At 54.9% G+C, this 17496-nt stretch carries 9 protein-coding genes and 1 pseudogene; 2 read left to right on the top strand and 8 right to left on the bottom strand.

The window, feature by feature from the left end; translation table 11 throughout:
* Positions 1-8: 8 nt before the first annotated feature.
* Positions 9-1384 (bottom strand): annotated as a pseudogene (radA, locus tag HF685_RS06350) (DNA repair protein RadA).
* 103 nt (positions 1385-1487) lie between these two features.
* Entirely contained in the window at positions 1488-1946 is a 459-nt protein-coding gene (locus HF685_RS06355) for a hypothetical protein (RefSeq protein WP_168818786.1), read from the bottom strand.
* A 192-nt stretch (positions 1947-2138) separates the two neighbouring features.
* Here HF685_RS06355 and HF685_RS06360 point away from each other — a divergent pair, with 192 nt between their 5' ends.
* Both HF685_RS06360 and HF685_RS06365 read left to right on the top strand, forming a co-directional pair.
* Positions 2139-2735: a DUF1287 domain-containing protein gene (locus HF685_RS06360; RefSeq protein ID WP_168818787.1), complete on the top strand. Its 597-nt coding sequence runs from the start codon at positions 2139-2141 to the stop codon at positions 2733-2735.
* Positions 2736-2857: 122 nt separating this feature from the next.
* The gene (locus HF685_RS06365) at positions 2858-5200 is read left to right on the top strand and encodes a patatin-like protein (RefSeq protein ID WP_168818788.1); all 2343 of its coding nucleotides are present in this window, start codon (positions 2858-2860) and stop codon (positions 5198-5200) included.
* A 115-nt stretch (positions 5201-5315) separates the two neighbouring features.
* Here the strand turns inward: HF685_RS06365 and HF685_RS06370 are convergent, their stop codons facing one another.
* From HF685_RS06370 to HF685_RS06395, 6 genes are all read right to left on the bottom strand, one after another.
* Positions 5316-6254, bottom strand: coding sequence for an MBL fold metallo-hydrolase (locus tag HF685_RS06370; protein ID WP_246218785.1), 939 nt, complete (start codon positions 6252-6254; stop codon positions 5316-5318).
* A gap of 118 nt (positions 6255-6372) precedes the next feature.
* On the bottom strand, positions 6373-6981 hold the full coding sequence (locus tag HF685_RS06375; RefSeq protein ID WP_168818789.1) for a DUF6445 family protein: 609 nt from the start codon (positions 6979-6981) through the stop codon (positions 6373-6375).
* A 327-nt stretch (positions 6982-7308) separates the two neighbouring features.
* Positions 7309-9660 (bottom strand): serine/threonine protein kinase, encoded by a 2352-nt coding sequence (locus HF685_RS06380; RefSeq protein ID WP_168818790.1) that lies wholly within the window; start codon positions 9658-9660, stop codon positions 7309-7311.
* A 3-nt stretch (positions 9661-9663) separates the two neighbouring features.
* On the bottom strand, positions 9664-10212 hold the full coding sequence (locus HF685_RS06385; RefSeq protein WP_246218786.1) for an ECF-type sigma factor: 549 nt from the start codon (positions 10210-10212) through the stop codon (positions 9664-9666).
* 259 nt (positions 10213-10471) lie between these two features.
* A complete protein-coding gene (locus HF685_RS06390; RefSeq protein WP_168818791.1) occupies positions 10472-14803 on the bottom strand; it encodes an autotransporter domain-containing protein in 4332 nt (1443 codons plus the stop codon).
* Complete coding sequence (locus tag HF685_RS06395; protein WP_168818792.1) at positions 14758-17247, bottom strand: beta strand repeat-containing protein; 2490 nt, start codon at positions 17245-17247, stop codon at positions 14758-14760. The genes HF685_RS06390 and HF685_RS06395 overlap by 46 nt, the downstream gene beginning before the upstream one ends.
* Between the last annotated feature and the right edge of the window lie 249 nt (positions 17248-17496).

The raw sequence follows: 17496 nt of genomic DNA on the forward strand, positions 1-17496 counted from the left end.
GCGCCTAGCTAGTCACGACTAAGCATATGGTCAACGAGATTGGCGAGCTTCCCGAAGTTCACAATATTCACACCCCCAATCACACCCCCAGCGGCCTTTTCACTGGATGCCGGAATATACGCCCGATTAAAGCCCAATTTGGAGGCTTCCTTGAGGCGCAGGGGCGTGTTGGAAACCGGACGTACCTCGCCGGAGAGCGCGATTTCTCCGAAAATAACGGCATCGCTGGGCATCGGTTTTTCAGCATGGGCGGAAATCAGCGCGGCGGCAACAGCAAGGTCGGCGGCGGGGTCGGTCAAGCGGTATCCGCCTGCGACATTAAGGTACACTTCTGCGCCGGAAAAGCTGAGGCCGCAGCGGGCTTCCAACACGGCCAGAATCATAGCCAGGCGGGAGCTGTCCCAACCTACAACGGACCGTCGGGGAGTTGCGCCACTGGCTAACCGCACGGTCAGCGCCTGAATCTCGACCAATACAGGCCGCGTTCCTTCGAGCGCCGGGAACACCGTCGCTCCGGTCACTTCCTCACTGCGGTCGGTGAGGAATAGAGCCGAGGGATTGGAAACTTCGGTCAGCCCGGCTTCTTCCATCGCGAACACGCCGATTTCATCGGTCCCGCCAAAGCGATTCTTGATCGCGCGCAAAATCCTGTATTGATGGCTGCGCTCGCCTTCAAAGCTCATCACCGTATCAACCATATGTTCTAGCACGCGCGGACCAGCGATATTGCCATCCTTGGTGACATGGCCGACAAGCATCACCATCGTGCCATGTTCCTTGGCGAATTTGATGATTTCCTGCGCGGAGGCGCGCACCTGGCTGACCGTCCCCGGCGCGCCTTCAATCAAATCACTGTGCATGGTCTGGATCGAATCAATCACGACAAAATCAGGAGCATCGCGGCCCAAAGTTGTCAAAATATCGCGCACCGAAGTTGCGGCGGCCAGCTTCACCGGTGCCTTGCCCAGCCCTAGACGTCGCGCCCGCAGCCGCACTTGATCCGCAGCTTCCTCGCCCGAAATATAGGCTACGGACAGCCCCGCCTCCGCCAGCCGCGCCGAAACTTGCAACAAGAGCGTCGATTTCCCGATCCCCGGATCGCCACCCATCAGCGTCGCGGACCCGGCAACCAGCCCGCCCCTACGGCGCGGTCAAATTCATCGATCCCGGTTTTGCGCCGATCGGGCAGCGCAATCTCGCTGTCGAGGCCAACCAGCCGCACTTCACGCCCACCGGTCTGCAAATTATGCTTGGACGCAAAAACGGTTTCGCCCGCTTCTTCAACCAGCGTATTCCACTCCCCGCAATCCGGACACTGCCCCTGCCAGCGAAACGAAATCGACCCGCATAACTGACAAACATATTTCTTCTTCGGCTTGGCCATTGGGGATGTTTAGCAGAACAAATGAGGAACGCTAGAGTTTTATTGTTTATACTTCTTCTATTCTATGATGGACCCATAGGCTTCAGGTCTATCGATCTTTCGGTTAACCGTTGGTGTCCGCTTTTGGCCATGTTTTGGGAAATTTCAGAAATCTTCTAATCGTTGAATTTGCATCTAATGACTGAGACTCTTCTTGATATTTTTTGCAATGTTTTCCTCCGACGTATAAGCATTCATAGAATTTGCAAAACAGTCTGGCATATTGACTGTCCGCATCGTACTTACCTTCTAATAAGCTCTTACACTCCCTCAATCTTTCTAAAGATTCGTCGTGACGATTCTCGGCATTCATAACCATTGCATCGAATGCTACTACGAAAATGTAGAAATCACATGAATTGTCGTAAACGGCCAATACCTTATTCAGATAAACACGGGATCGGAAAGTATTATTCCTTTTTAACGCGTTCAGCGACTTCATTAGCCGATAATCTAAAATAAGTTCATCTATAACACCTTGGATTGAATCCGAAATTTTCCAAATCAGTGTGTTTTTTGCCACCAATGTTGCCCTCTATTCTGGCCTTGTTCCACTATGTGGGAAATTCTCACGCAATGTTCGCTCGTGCATTCGCTATGTGGATTCAATTCGTCTGGTTTGCAATAAAGCGATTTCTGCAACCGGGATGAAACTGAGTTTAACTCATTCCTCCCATTCACCCAAAATTCACCTGCCCTTCCCCAATCTCGACTCATGCAACCCACCCGCCGGACCCTCCTAGCCGCCGCAGGCATCACCCTCCTCACCCCCACACCTTTGCTCGCGCAGCGCACCAGCCGCGCAACTCACCTCGTCAAAGCCGCGCGCAGTCAGGTTGGGGTGACCACCATCTACAGTCAGGCCTATCACGGCATCGACTACCCGAATGGTGATTTTCCGCGCAAATCGGGGGCCTGCACCGATGTCATCATCCGCGCCTATCGCGACGGGCTGGGGCTGGATCTGCAAAAGCTCATCCATCTCGATATGGAAAAGGCCTTTTCCGCCTATCCCAAAATCTGGGGCCTCCACGCGACCGACCGCAATATTGACCACCGCCGCGTGCCGAATATGCGGACGTTTTTTAAGCGCCGCGGCGCGGTGGAGCCGTTTTCCAAGGACCCGAACGACTGGCTGCCCGGTGATATTGTCACCAGCATTATCGGCGGTAAACTGGCGCATTGCGGTATTGTTTCGGATCGCAAGACCGGCAATCTCCCTCTGCTGATCCACAATGTCGGAGCCGGCACCCGGGAAGAAAACCGACTGTTCGCCTGGCCGATCACCGGCCATTATCGCTGGGCTGTCTGACAGGTCCGTCATTGCTTTTCTGCACCAAGTGCCGAGTATAACTGGCGATACTTGACCCGCAATGACAGTCAATCGCAAACTCCCCCCTTGCGCCCTCCCCGCCATCCTGTAGTTAAAAACCCATGCGGCAAAAAGAACTTCGACTGGCCCTGATCTGCTACGGCGGCGTTAGTCTGGCCATCTATATGCACGGGATTACCAAGGAAATCTGGAAGCTGGCACAGGCGAGCCGGGATTTTCATGATGGCGCGAAGGTCGATACGTGCAGTCGCGGGACTTATTACGACATATTGCAATGGATGGAGCAGGAAACCGGCGTCAAGCTTCGGGTGTTGCCGGATATTATTGCCGGGGCCAGCGCTGGCGGGATTAACGGGATTTTTCTCTCGCAGGCCATTCTTTCGGGACGCTCTCTCGAACCGTTGACGGAGCTTTGGCTCGAGACCGCCGATGTCGACAAATTGCTTGATCCAGACGCACGGCCCCTGTCGCGCTTTTCCAAATTCTGGGCCGAACCGATTGCGTGGATGGCGCTGGGGCGCAAGGGCGGCGCGGTGGAGCAAACGGTTTCCAAGGAAGCGCGCGAGGAAGTGAAAATGAAGCTCTCCCGCTTCGTCCGCGCCCGCTGGTTTGCCCCGCCTTTTGGTGGGAAGGTTTTTTCCGGATTGATATTCGATGCGTTGAATGCCGTCCGCGCAACCGAAGCCGGACCCAGATTGCTGCCACCCGGCCAACCGCTTGATCTTTTTGTTACTGTCACCGATTTTGTCGGGCATCCTGAAAAGCTACAACTCCACAGCCCACCCGAGGCGATGGAGATGGAACATCGCATCACCATCGGCTTTTCCACGCGCGGAAAAAGGGATGGAGCCATTGCTGATCTGGCGGAGCTCACATTTGCTGCGCGCGCCACCGCAAGCTTCCCCGGCGCCTTCCCGCCATTTACGGTGAAGGAGCTGGATGAGGTGCTCGCGGACCATGAATACGTCTGGTCCGGCCGCAAAGCGTTTCTAAAACATATTTTGCCCAACCAGTTTCGCGCTGGCACTGCCGACGATACGGTGCTTATTGATGGTTCCGTGCTCGCCAACGCGCCATTTGCGCAGGCGATCGAAGCGCTAAAAAACCGGCCGGCCAAGCGCGAGGTCGACCGGCGCTTTGTCTATATCGATCCGCGTCCTGATCTGGATGTAGCGAAGAGCGACAAGGCGCTGCAACGCTTGCAGGCAGAAGATGAAAGCCTTCCCGGTTTCTTCTCGACCATTTTTGGTGCGATTTCCAATATCCCGCGCGAGCAACCGATCCGCGACAATCTCAATACCATTGCCGGGCGCTCCAACCGGATCATCCAGATGCGCAAAATCACTGATAATCTGCGCACCGAGGTTGAACGCAACGTGGAAACATTATTTGGCCGGACCCTGTTTCTCGATCGGCCCACAGCTGCGCGAGTGGCGGGGTGGCGGCGCAAATCTCGCGAAAAAGCGGCCAAGCTCGCGGGCTTTTCCTACAGCGCTTACGGGCATCTCAAGCTGGCCAGCGTGATTGAAGATATCGCGACCACCATCCGCCGCACCAAGGCCGATCCGAATGCCCATAATCATCCCGCCCTGCGCGATGCATTATGGACGGAAATCAGGCGACGCGGACTCGACAGCGTCGGCAAAAAAGGTGGTGCAGGCCCTTCCAAACTGGCGGCGGATTTCTTCGGGGCGCATGATCTGGGCTACCGCATCCGCCGGTTGCGCTTCCTGGCAAGGCGGCTGGCTGAGGATCTCGATAGCGCCAAAACCGAGGAGTATGAAGCGATTGAGGCCATGCATGATGTGATTTATGACTGCCTGTCGCTCTACATCGAGCGCGAAACCATCGAATATCTTGGCGACGAATTTGCCGGACTTGCCGAACATGCCGAAACCAGTCCATCGGCAACACTCGACGCACTGGCCAAGGCGCGCGACTTGCAAGCCGCCGACGACGTTGTCGATGGCAAATTGGCGCAAGCCCTTGCCGGACTACCCAAATCGGAAAAGCGCTCGATGCTGCTCGCCTTTCTCGGTTTTCCTTTTTACGACATTGCCACCCTGCCGCTGCTGCAAGGCGAAGGGCTGGACGAATTTGATCCGATCAAGGTTGACCGCATCTCGCCGGAGGACGCACGCACCATCAGAAAAGGCGGCGTTGCCGCGACACTGAAGGGCATTGAATTCAACAATTTTGGCGCGTTTTTCAGCCGATCCTATCGCGAGAATGATTATCTTTGGGGGCGCCTCCACGGGGCGGAACGGATGATCGATATCGTATTTTCCACCTTGCCCGCTGCAAAGCGTCCCGACGACGCTACCACGCTCGAATTCAAAAAAACCATCTTCCGCAAGATCGTCGATGAAGAGGAAGAACGGCTGACCCGGATAGCGCCGCTAATCGCTTCGCTACGAACGGAAATTGAACGGGCAACAAGCTAAAATCGTGGGTTCCAACCCGCTCGTCCTGAGCTTGTCGAAGGATTTTTATTGGCGACAAATTGGTTCGACAGGCTCACCAGGAACGGGAAAATAGAACGGCCAACTGACGCTATCTCTAATGCGCATGTTCCTCGGCATGCTCCGGCATTTGCAAGCTCTTGTACACCGCCTCGACAAAGGCATCACCCTTGATGAACGCATCGGGATTGGTGTCCCACTCCGCCGCCGGTTTCATCGCCTGCACCTGCTCCAGCGTCTTGCCTTCACCCTGCGCTTTTTCAATGGCGCCAATCACGCTTTTCATCATGTCGCGATAGGCCATCAGGTCTGCCTTGGTCGCCATCGGACCATGACCAGGGATGATTTTCGTATTGTCGTCCGCCATCTCAAGCGCTTTCTCAGCCGCTGCCAAAACGCCGCGCGCGTTGCCGCCGCTATTCAGATCAATAAATGGCAATGTCACCTTGTTGAAATAGAGATCGCCCATATGCAGCACATTGGCGTTTTTCCAGAAGATGATACTGTCGCCATCGGTATGCCCGTGCTTCATATGCTTCACGTGCACTTCATCGCCGTTGAGATGCAGCTTGATGCCATCATGATATGTCACCGTCGGCAGCGCTTCTTTCGGCGAAGCGGGATCATTGCCCTTGCCGGTTTTCTGGATACCGAGCATCCGCTCACGCACATGGTCATGCGCCATGATCAGCGCGCCCGCCTTGCCGAAGTTTTCGTTCCCGCCGCTATGATCGCCGTGCCAGTGGGTGTTAATCAGATATTTAACTTCACTAGCGCCGAGATCTGCAATTGCCGCCTGAATTTTTGGCGTCAGCGGCGCGAACTGGTCGTCGATGAGCACCGTACCATCGGGACCATAAGAAACGCCGATATTGCCGCCCGCACCGAATAATACAGCGACGCCATCCGCCAGCTTCTCCGCCTTGATCTCGACTTTTGCGAAGCGATCTGTTTCCTGCGCCTGCGAGCAGGACAATGCCAGAGGGGAAGCCATGAGTAGGCTCGCTGCTACCAGCTTCATTCTAACTGCATTCATTTCCAATTCCCTTTTTCATTTAAACGCGCCGTTCGTCCTGAGCTTGTCGAAGGGCCATTATGTAGAAGCACATGTGCTTCGACAAGCCCGGCATGAACGGAAAACTATTCTGGTTTCTTCATCCCTTCGCAAAAAACATCAGATTTACCAATCGCCCATCTTCCGGCGTCGTCCCAAACGCCATCCCGCTATTATGGAACATCCAAGGGCTAAACAGGATCAGCCGGTTAAATCGCATCGGCACCGTCATCACCTTCATCCATTTCGCGGGGTGGGTGGTATCCTTGTTGACGACGTCCTCGATCAGCGCGTTGATATCGGAATAACCTGCCTTGGCAATGGCAGCCGGATCCGTTGGCACCCGCTCCAGTCCGGTCCGCTTGTGCCGGAAAAATTCTGTTCCACCTTTACAATGTTCTGACAGCGAGAGATATAAAATGCCGGAATAGAACGCCGGATCAATATGCACCCCGCTGCGCCCCTTGTCGCCTTTCAGCGTGACCCGGCAATGGCCATGGCTGGTATCGGGCGCAGCCTTCACCGGCGCGTTGATAATCGTCGACACCCGCTCGTTGAGTCCTTGTATGTCGAGCGGCTTGGTCGAGATATGCCCGGGATAATTGCCATGCTTGTTATCAGGATCATAATTAAGCGCCAGCGCCGCGGTGCGGGCCGCCAGCGGGTCGGCAATAAAATCATCGATGATCAGGAGAGAGGGTAATATCATAGTGATTCGTTCATTTTTATTTGGATAATTCTGAACAAGGAGAAGAAAGGCAAAGCCGGAATGGCTGCAAAAACCGGATTTCTCTTTCTGCTTACAAATTTTCCGGCAGACATGGCACAGTTTTCCATCATAGCGGGAGTGTAACCGCAGGATAAACTGTAGGACAGCCAATTATTTTATTGGGGGTTGAGGTTTGGGATCGCCCAAAGTCCTATTTCCGCTTCCGCCCCGATTGCGGAAGTTCACAGGCCCAATTGAGCTTCAAAGAAGCTGTCATTGTCCGCGATTGAAATGCTGAAAAAATGAGCTGATCTTGCGTAACTTGACTTATCGACATCGTCTCATGTTTTTCACCATCGGTTCAAATCGGTATTTCTTTGTAGTCTCGGGAAGCTTGAAGCGCTGCAGATAGCGTCGCATTATTCGTAGCGATTGCGATGTCAGATCGCACGCTTGGGCCGTCTTGCCCAATGAAGATGCCACACGTGCAGCTTCGTTCAAGCGAAAAGCGAAGTCCATGGAGTTTCCTTGATCCACCTCATCAACGTCCTCACTAATAAGTGCTGCGCGTAGCCCTTGTTCAAAATATTTCTCCGCGTCATTGTTTTGTTTCCGCGCCAATGCAACTTCTGCACGAAGCAAAGAAACGATACTCACCGATCGGTTTAAATCGTAGTCGAGCTCGTCGGATTTGCTCGCAACGACCAGCTCGCCGTACGCTGGCCCAATGATCCGTTCCGCTTGATCCTGCTGTCCAGACATTAAAAGCGTGCGGGCATAATTGGTCGCGATGGTTGCTAATAATCGCCGATCTTCCGGGTTTTCCCCGTAGAAATCGATGAGCGCCATTTGATCGCGATAGGCTTTTTCAAATTCTCGTAAAGCCAGATTAGTTTTCCCGTTAAAACTGTACAATCCCGCTTGGAGGTTTTGCAAATCATTCAAAGCTCTTTGAACTGGCAGTGTTTCACGTACTTGTTCGGGCGCTTTGTTAATTGCCTGAATTCCGCTTTTGATAGCTCGTTGTCCACCTGCCGCGTCAGAACCGCAACATGCCAGCCCATCTGCCAGAAAACGATAACTCTGTCCAAGAACAGCATAGCTTTCCGAGGAGGGCGTTCGGATTTCCTGAACCAGTGCTATCGCTTTTTTGGCGTGTATTTGTGCTGTCTCGGTATCAACAAACGTAAGTAGTTTGTCGCGCGCCAGGTTTTTATGAACTTCGGCTAATGCAAGACGAACCTCATCATCAGGTTTTGCCTCGTAAATGCCTTCCAATAATTCTGCCGCGCGCTCATATAGCGCCAATCCTTTTTCCAGTTCACCAATATTACCGCTCGCCAATGATCCGGTAACTTCAGCGAGGCGGGAATAGCCCCGGCCAGCAGCCAGTCGAATGTCCATCGAAGAGTCTGGTTCAGCCGCAAGCGCTTCAAGATATTTTTGCGCATTTTGCACTATCAACAAGCGCGCGGCGGTATTGCCCGGCACCATGCTGACCTCGTCAAAAACATCGAACATCATCGTGTTGGCAATATCGCGGGTGTCGGCAAATCGTTGTTCAGTTTCCGCCCGAGAAGCCTCGACCTGCCGATAGGCCAGTGTGACGATAATGAGTGAAAGCAGCACACCGATTATCAGAATTGCGCCTGCACCCACAGCAAGTTTCTGCCTCTGGACAAATTTTTTGCCAATATAAAGCGGTGAACTGGCGAAGGCCGAGATCGGTTTGTTTTCGATAAAGTCCGAGATATCCCCGAGCATTGCAGTCGCGCCTTGATAGCGATCAGCGGAATTGATGCTGGCAGCTTTGTCAGCAATTGCCCGTAGTTCTGGCTCCCGATTGCCCGCGATCAGCATATCAAAGAGTTTGCCGAGCGAATAGATATCCGTCAGGACATTGGCAGCGCCGTCATATTTCCGTTCTGGCGCAGCATATCCAGGTGTGAAACTAAGGCTGGATTGCTCGGTGGGATCATCCTCCTCAATGCCAACACGCGCGATCCCAAAATCAATAAGTTTTGGATAGCCGCCTTCTCCCACGAGGATATTGGCAGGCGTTATATCTCGGTGAATGATCAGATGCTGATGCGCAAATTCAACCGCCTCACAAATTGAAACAAAGATTTTGAGTAGGTCATCTACACTCGGATTGGCTGTTATCCGCCACTCGTCTAGCGGTTGGCCATCAACAAATTCCATTACAAAATAGGGCGCACCTTCATCCGTTTCACCACCGTCAAAAAGCCGGGCAATATGAGGGTGATTAAGATCCGCCAGAATTTGGCGCTCGCGACGAAACCGTTCAACAATCTCCGGGTTTATCAGTCGCTTCTTTATGACCTTGATTGCAACGATTTGGTCAAAGTCGCTCGCCATACGCTCAGCAAGATAGACCGCCCCCATGCCACCGCGTCCCAATAGGTGTAATATCCGGTAAGCACCGATGGTTTCCGGCTGCGGTTCATCCTCCTCGTCCAGCTCCGCAGCTCCGCCGGTTTTTAGCGATTGAAACGCCGTACGATCAACCAATAGCAGTTTTAGTGCCCGCAGCTTGACCAACTCGCTGGCTTCAGGAACGCCGGAAATAAAGTCCTCACGATCTTCCTGAGAGCGTTCCATCGCCAGCTCGAACAATTCCATGGCGGCCAATTCAATCGATGAAAGTGTCTCCGTCATGGTTCACTGTTGTAGGCGGTCATGTAACCACACCCTGGTTGACATCCATCTCCGCTTCACGGTCGCCTCGGAAACATCCAGCACAGTCGCAATATCACTTATCGACATTCCGCCAAAAAAACGCATTTCGACAATATCCGCTCGTTGCGCATCGATTTCGGTCAGTTCTTCCAGCAGCAGTTCAAGTGACAAGAGTTCAATCGGCCGGTCCCAAACCCCGATATTTGTTACCAGTGTGACCTTTGCATGTTCACGCTTATCGCTGTTCCGCTTCCGCGCCTGATCGACGAGCACCTGGCGCATGATGCGAGACGCCAGCGCCAGAATATGCGCTTTGCTCTGAAGCGCAATTGCCTTGAGATTGGAGAGTCGAATGACTGCTTCGTTAATCAAATCGCCGGTAGAAAGAGAGGAATTCTTCTCTCCCGCCAGCTTGGCGGCTGCAATTTTCTGCAATTCGTATTCAAGATCGACAAATAGTTGATTACCGGCCCCGCGATTTCCCGCCTGCCAACGCGCCATCAATTCCTTGTGATTAATTGCCCCAGCCAAGTACCACTCCTCAACTGTGCAACTGATATTGCATTCGATAGGAAGTTGCCAGCAATTTGCATGGGTTCGCTCTTTAACGTCAGGAGGCTTGAAAAATAGAAGCGAGCCAATTGGCCGCGCAACTCTCGTCGCACGGCCTGTCCGGCTGGGTCGCTTACCCGGACAATTGAAATGTCTTTGTTCGCGGACATTCAGAAGCGGCAGTTTCTTCTCGCCATTTCCAATTTGCCGGACCGCGAACACGATCTTTTCCTCTGGTCTAGAATCTCCACCCGACGTTAACACTGCCCGAGGCGCTTTTTTCATCCTTGCTGATCAGGCTGCGGATATTGCCGCCGATGGTCCAGCCGCCGCCCAGTTCATATTCGCCGGAGACGGTGAACAGTCCGCTCGAATTGTTGACTCGGGGAGAGCGGATCGGGAAGGTGATACCCGGTGCACCATCCAGCGCCATGCCGACCTGCGTAAAATTATTGCTGCCGCCAACATATTGTGCACTGGCATCGAGACCGCCTTTTGTCCCCTGCCAGTTGGCAAAGACACCGCCGCCAAAGCGGGTTAGCTTGTCGGAGCCGCCATTGCTCGAAAGGTTGAGGCTTTGGGCACCATTTTCGGAAAAGCGACCCAAATCAGCACTGGCATGATGGATCGAGACGACAGGTCCCATCGACCAGCCTGGACCGGATTCGATGCCGTACCGCAGTTCGCCTTCGATGGCGAACGTCGTCACGTTGACATTGGACGTGGCAGCCCGCGAAAGTCGGTTAACCTGAATGGCGCGCATTACATCGGAACTGATATCGGAATAGCTGATCGCAGCGGTTGCGGTAACGCCTTTGCCGCCCGAACCATATCGGCCATAAGCACCCAGATGCCAGCCATCGCTGTCGGCGCGGCTATTGCGCGCAGTGATTTCCAGATCGCTATTAATATAGCCAACCGATGCACCAAAGGCCCAGGCGTTGTCTTTGCCGCGATAATCAATGCCAATATCAAAGCCATAATCATCCTGACTGACGGCGGCGGCATTGCCGTCACCATCGACGTTGCCCGTGCGGCCGTTGATCCCGCCCCAGATACCCCAGCCATCGCGGAAGGATTCGTGGCTGCGCGCAACGAGCCGGTCCGTTCGGACCATCCCTGCGTCCAGCGTATCGGCCAGAAGCGTCGGATAGATCTCGCCTGACGACGTATCGAAAGCCTGCAATGCCTGAGGAACGGTGGTGAACAGAACATTCATGTAGACCGTGTTTGAATCACTGCCCGCTGTCCGGTCGAATCCGTCCAAGCCTCGCGCTGCGCTCGTCTGGTTAAATGTCCGCGCCACGGTTGGGAACAAGGGTCCTGCTGGCGGCGTTACGACCACCGGCGGAGGCGTGGGCGTCGGGGTAGGTGTCGGCACCGGTGTGGGGGTCGGGGTCGGAGTCGGCGTTGGAGGAGGAGGAGGCGGTGGCGGTGGAGGAGGAGGAGGAGGTGGTGGAGGAGGCGGTGGAGGAGGAGGAGGTGGTGGTGGAGGTGGAGGTGGAGGTGGCGCGTTATTGGGGGTCAGCGTTAATTGCACATCATTGCCGTCACCTGCTGCATAGGTCACGGTAGGGGTGAGAAAGGCGAGCTCATTGGTGATATTGCCAAAAATTCCCATCACTGCGTCCATCGCGTCATTATCGATGATGATATAGTTGAACGGATCGGTTCCCATGAAGCCGCCGCCAATCATGTCGAGCACCGACAATCTCGCGCCGCCCAGCGTTACCGAACCGAACACGATGACCCTGTCGCTATTGCCCTGATCGTCGACTTCAACCTCAAATATGCTGCTCGCGTCGAATGTCAGATCGCCGTTGATCGTCAGCGTGCCGATATTCTGGCCAGCGGCAAAGGGGCTGTTGTCGCCACCCTGGATCAAGGTGCTGATTGGAACATTCACAGCGCCCGGGATTGAAGTCCCATCAACAAGGGCGATATTCTCCCCACCCAATATGAAGCCCTCGAATGGCGCGTTTTCACCGCCACTGATCATTTCGGCATAAGGCGTGTTTTCACCGCCTGCGATTATTTCTGCGTGGGGCGTGTTTTCACCACCCATGATTAACTCGGCATGGGGACTATTTTCTCCGCCAGCGATCATATTCCCAGATAGGTTGCCATGCGCAATATTGTCGCCGCCCGTGATCATATTGCCAGCATTGACCCGGTGCGGGGAGTTCTCACCGCCGGTGATCATCCCTCCCGCTGCCCGCTGCGCTTCTGCAAGCATTCCGCCGCTCAGTTTTGGCGGGAGCGGAAGGGGTGCAGGCACAGGAGCACTCGCTATCGGCGCAGTCGGAGCCGACACGCCAGCAACAGGAACTGCTGAAACCGGAGTTGCATGCACTGCCGCTGTTTGTGTTGGAGCAGACCCGCTCCCAGCGCCCGGAGCCAGCGTCCCGCCAGTGAGCGTGACCGCACCAACCGAACCGGAGCCACCCAGGCGTCCGCCGGATTGAACATTCAGGTTCAGCCCGGCATAAGTACCGTTCACCGCCAAAGTACCGCCGCTGATCAGGCCATTGGTCGGGAAGGTCATATTGCCCGCGCCCGCCAGCGCCCATAGCCCGGCACCGCGTTTTTCAAAGCGTTCGAAATTGGCGAGCGCATTATTGTCATGATTGAAGATCGCGCTGGTCCCCGCCGCGCCGTCGAGCGCGAACAGATCATCGCCATCGCCGGCGTCAATTGTGCCGGTGATTGCATAGGTCGACAGCAGGATTACGCTGTCATTTCCGGTACCCAGTTCAATTGCCACATCTGTGGCATTGCTGCGTGCAACCTCGCCAGCAATCGTTACCGTCGTGTTGACAATACCGGGTGTTCCACCTGTATCGCCTTCGCCAATTACTTCGTACTGCGAGGAAAAAACGCGGGCGCCTTGCGAAATTAAGATATTGGCATTGCCGACGCTGTTCTGGGTTGCTGTCAGGTAAATCGCTGAAGCGTCGGTGCCGCTCGTGCTGATTGACCCATCAACAGTGATTTGACTGGTTGTGGTTGAGCCGCCTCCGAGACTGACAAAAATCCCGTGCGACTGGCTTCCCGAAGTGGTTATCTGCCCAGTGCTGGTGAGCATTACCTGTCCTCCGGTTGCCCCCGCCGCACCGTCCTCGATCAGTGAAATGCCGGCTGCCAAATCCCCGCTCGTTATGATCGTTCCAGCAGAGCTGATGCGATTGTCATTTCCCCGCGTCACGACAGCTGACACCCGATTGCCGTCGGTCGTTACGCTACCGGTTTCGCCGATGGTGGTGGAAAAATTGTCGGCCAGCGCGACCACAGATGCCCCATTTCCATTGGCATCAAAGAAATTGCCATTGGTTATAATCGTGCCGTCAACCTGAATTGTCCCATTGTCACTCTGCACAAAGATCGCGCCCGCACCGACATTAGATGTAACCGTGCCGGGTTGACGAATCATCACAGTGGAACCCGTAGGCGACATATTGGAAGAACCGGCGAGGATGGCGGCGGCATTCCCAGTTACTGTACCTGCAATATCTATTGAGCCGCCTTCAATATGAATGACGCGGTTGTCCATCGTGGTGCCCAAAATCTGGCTTCCGGTTCCGGTCACCACGGTCGCATTCGCGCCCAGGAATATGTGCGGCACAATCGCATCGGGCCGGACATCAACGGAAACACCACTGGGCAAGCTGGTGATCACCTGACCGGCATCAAAAATGCCCACCGTGTCGGTTCCGGTACAAGTGACACTCTCATTCGCCACGGGAGTATTGTTGGTACAGCCGTTCGTTGGAGGATTGTTATTCGGCGTCAGCGTGACCACCACGTCGTTGCCGTCGCCGCCCGCATAGTTGACGCTGGGTGTCAGGAAAGCAAGCTGGTTCGTCACGCTACCAAACACGCCGTTAATTGCATCGGCCGCGTCATTGTCGATGATCGTATAGACAAACGGATTGCTGCCGCCAAAACTTCCGCCATTCATGTCGAGCACGCTCAGCCCCGCACCGCCCAGATTGACCAACCCGTTGACGATGATCCGGTCACTCAGCCCCTGGTCATTGACCTCGATCTCCAGCGTCGAGGTGCCATCAAAGGTCAGGTCGCCATTAAACGTCATCGTACCGATGCTGTTGCCGGGGGCCAGCGTAGCGCCGGTCAGGGTTGCCGCACCGACGCTGCCGGTGCCGCCCAGCCGCGCACCCGCATTTACCTGCAGGCTAAGCCCCGCATAAATGCCATTGACGAAGAGCGAACCACCGCTGATCAAACCGTCGGTCGGGAAGGTCATGTTGCCCGCCCCCGCCAGCGTCCAGCTACCCGCGCCGCGCTTTTCAAACCGTTCGAAGCCGGACAACGGGATGGTATCATGATTGAAAGTCGCACTGGTACCCGCCGCGCCATCGAGTGCAAACAGATCATCCCCGTCGCCCCCGTCAATTGTGCCGGTAAGGCTCCCGCCAGCGGTCATTATGAAGGAGTCGCTTCCGGTTCCGAGTGCGACGTCGCCTGTGATTGCACCCTGATTGGCGAGGATGTCATTCCCGCCGCCTAACGCAATATCGCCGATAATCGTACCAGTAGCCAAGTTACGCACAGCATCCGCAACGGCGGTTGTTTCGTCCCCCTGATTGCGACACCGCCGACAGCGAGGCTTTCAATCCGACCGGAATTGCGCAAGCCTTCATTGCTGGCCGCAGCGCCGAGCGAGCCACCGGAGCCTTGCACGATGGCTATTGCGTTCACCGCGCCCGTGATTGTGCCACTGTTGTCCAGCGTATCAAAGCCACTGGCTGACAAGACTCCCGTCGCGCCTGCGCCGGTTGCGGAAATTACGCCGCTGTTCGACATGGATACGGTGCCGCTCTGTCCATTCCCTCCACTACCGATCACCACACCGTTGGAATCCTGACCGCTGGCAGTGACGGTACCGTCAACATCAACAGACAGACTGTTCGAAGCTTCGAACATCAGCACGGTAGAGCTATCGCCGGTGGTCGAAACATTACCTTCGACGCTCGCCACCACCGTGTCGGCCTTCAGTACGATGGCATTGCCAACCCCCATCGTGATGTCGCCGTCGCTGGACACCGCAATTTGGCTGAGTTCGCTATTGTCCGGATTGCCGCTGTCGGCCTCCAGATTGATGTTGATGCCAGCCGAGTCGAGCTGCGTGCTGTTGGCAAAATTGATATTGCCGCTGTTGGTAAGCGCAGCAGCGGCGGTTTGCGAATTAAGCGCCAGCACCGCGATCCCGGTTCCGTCGGCTGCGCCAGTGATGTTACCGCTGTTGATTCCGGCCACAATGTTTACGGCGGAGGCCCCGGCGTCGATTGAGATGCTGCCGATCCCGCCGCCAACTGAACCACCTAGCGTGATGTCGCCGCTATTGGTCAAGTTGAAGTTGCTTCCCTTATCGGTCAGAATTTCGTTGAAAATCGCAACGCCATTTTCACCGTTTATGATGATGTCGCCGCTATTATTCAGCCTGACATTCTCGCCGTGCATGACGATGCCGTCGAAATTGTCGGCGTTAATCGTGATCATGCCTTCGTTGGTAATGTCTATCATATCGGCGGCAGTGAAAATCCCGATACCAGCGCCGAGAATGATGTTGCCACTGTTGAACAAAGTCAGATCGCTGTTGCCGTCCGCTCCCCCGGCGCTGGCATCGACGAAATCAAAAGTTGCGCTTATCCCCCGGGAGAGCGCGCCGACGGAAGAAGCAAAATTAAAATTCCCGCTATTCGTCACATTCGCGGTGACATTGTCTTCTGCCGTGGCGAAAACCGAGATGCCGGTCGCGGCCATTGCGTCAAATGTCATGTCGCCGCTGTTAGTCACGGTGTAATTATAGGTGCCGCCCGCTGGTGCGCCAAAGCTGGATATCCCCAGGCCGCGCAGGTTGAAACCGCTGCCGGTGATATCACCCGTGTTGACGAGCGAGGATGCCGCATTCTGCGCCCCGTTCAGGCTGAATATGCCAGTGATCGCACCGGTCGAGGTGATGTCTATAGCGGCGCTATTGTCGATATTCATATTGACCGCTGTGCCGCTGCTCTGCGCAAATATGCCATAACCAAACAGGCTGTCGATATTGAGCGCGCCATCATTGTCGATGACCATGGTGGAGGCTGCACTGCCATTATTGGTCGTGACGCCTGTGATGCCATTGGTATAGGGTCCCGTGGCGGTCAAAGTGCCGCTGTTTGTGATCGCCGTTGCGGATGCATTGCCAAATGCAGTGGTAACAATCGCCGAGGCAAATCCATTGGGAACAGCATCGAGAGTGTCGGCGCCAGGCGAGACGCTGATGGCACCGCTATTGTTGACGGTCAGATTGCCGCCAAGCTGGTGAAAGCCGAAAATGCCCGCTGTAATCCGGTCACGCTCTCCCGTCCCGCCCGACATTGCCGATAGGGTGCCGCTATTGGCAATCAGGATATTGCCGGTGCTGTTTTCCGAACGTCCTTGCAATGCAATTGCACTATCGCCGTCGGCAAAGGCAGTAATATTGCCGCGATTGGTTATGTCGAGATTACCGGCACCGCCCTGAACCACAGCCTCAATACCAAGGCCAAAGCTGTCTCGTCCATCGGCAGTAATGTTTGCACCGGTATTGATATTCAGATCAAATCCGTTGCCGATGACTGCGATCAGCGCCTGCGCAAAGCCGCCAATGTTCGGGTCGTCAAAAACATCAATCACCGTGCCATCGGCGATATTGATTGTGATATCCTGGTCATCCTTGATCACGCCAATCGCGAAATAGCCATTGGGAGCGATGGGTCCGGTCGGATTGATGTTGAGCGTGCCAAAACCGGGTTCGCCCGGTCCGGTTGTAATCCCGCCTGAGAGATCGCCGGAGCAATCAGCAACGCCGGCAACAATCGGACAATTACCGCTGACGCCCGGCACCGTCTGCTGCGCCGCAGCCGGACTGGCTGCGAACATGAAGGCCGTGGCCATGGCGGCGATGCTAGCTGAATTGTTGAAGGAAGATACGGCTGAACGCCCGGCAGAACGGAATGGTATAATCATGTTTTCCCCCACAGGTAAAAACCCAGCATTCTCGCGACCTCATTAAGCAAGGCGCAAAAATCGGAGAAAGTAGATCAATTTATCGAAAAAAATTGTACCGAGGCAGAAGCCTTGCTCTGATTGAGGCAGTAATATTCTCTAAATTAGACGTAGCCACTCATTCGGATGACTGCTTTCCCGATAAATTTTTTGAAAGGCAGACAGTCAGGAATCCACCCAATAATAGCCATTGGTTATCAAACAATCACG

Source organism: Parasphingorhabdus halotolerans, from assembly GCF_012516475.1.
Taxonomy (GTDB): Bacteria; Pseudomonadota; Alphaproteobacteria; order Sphingomonadales; family Sphingomonadaceae; genus Parasphingorhabdus; species Parasphingorhabdus halotolerans.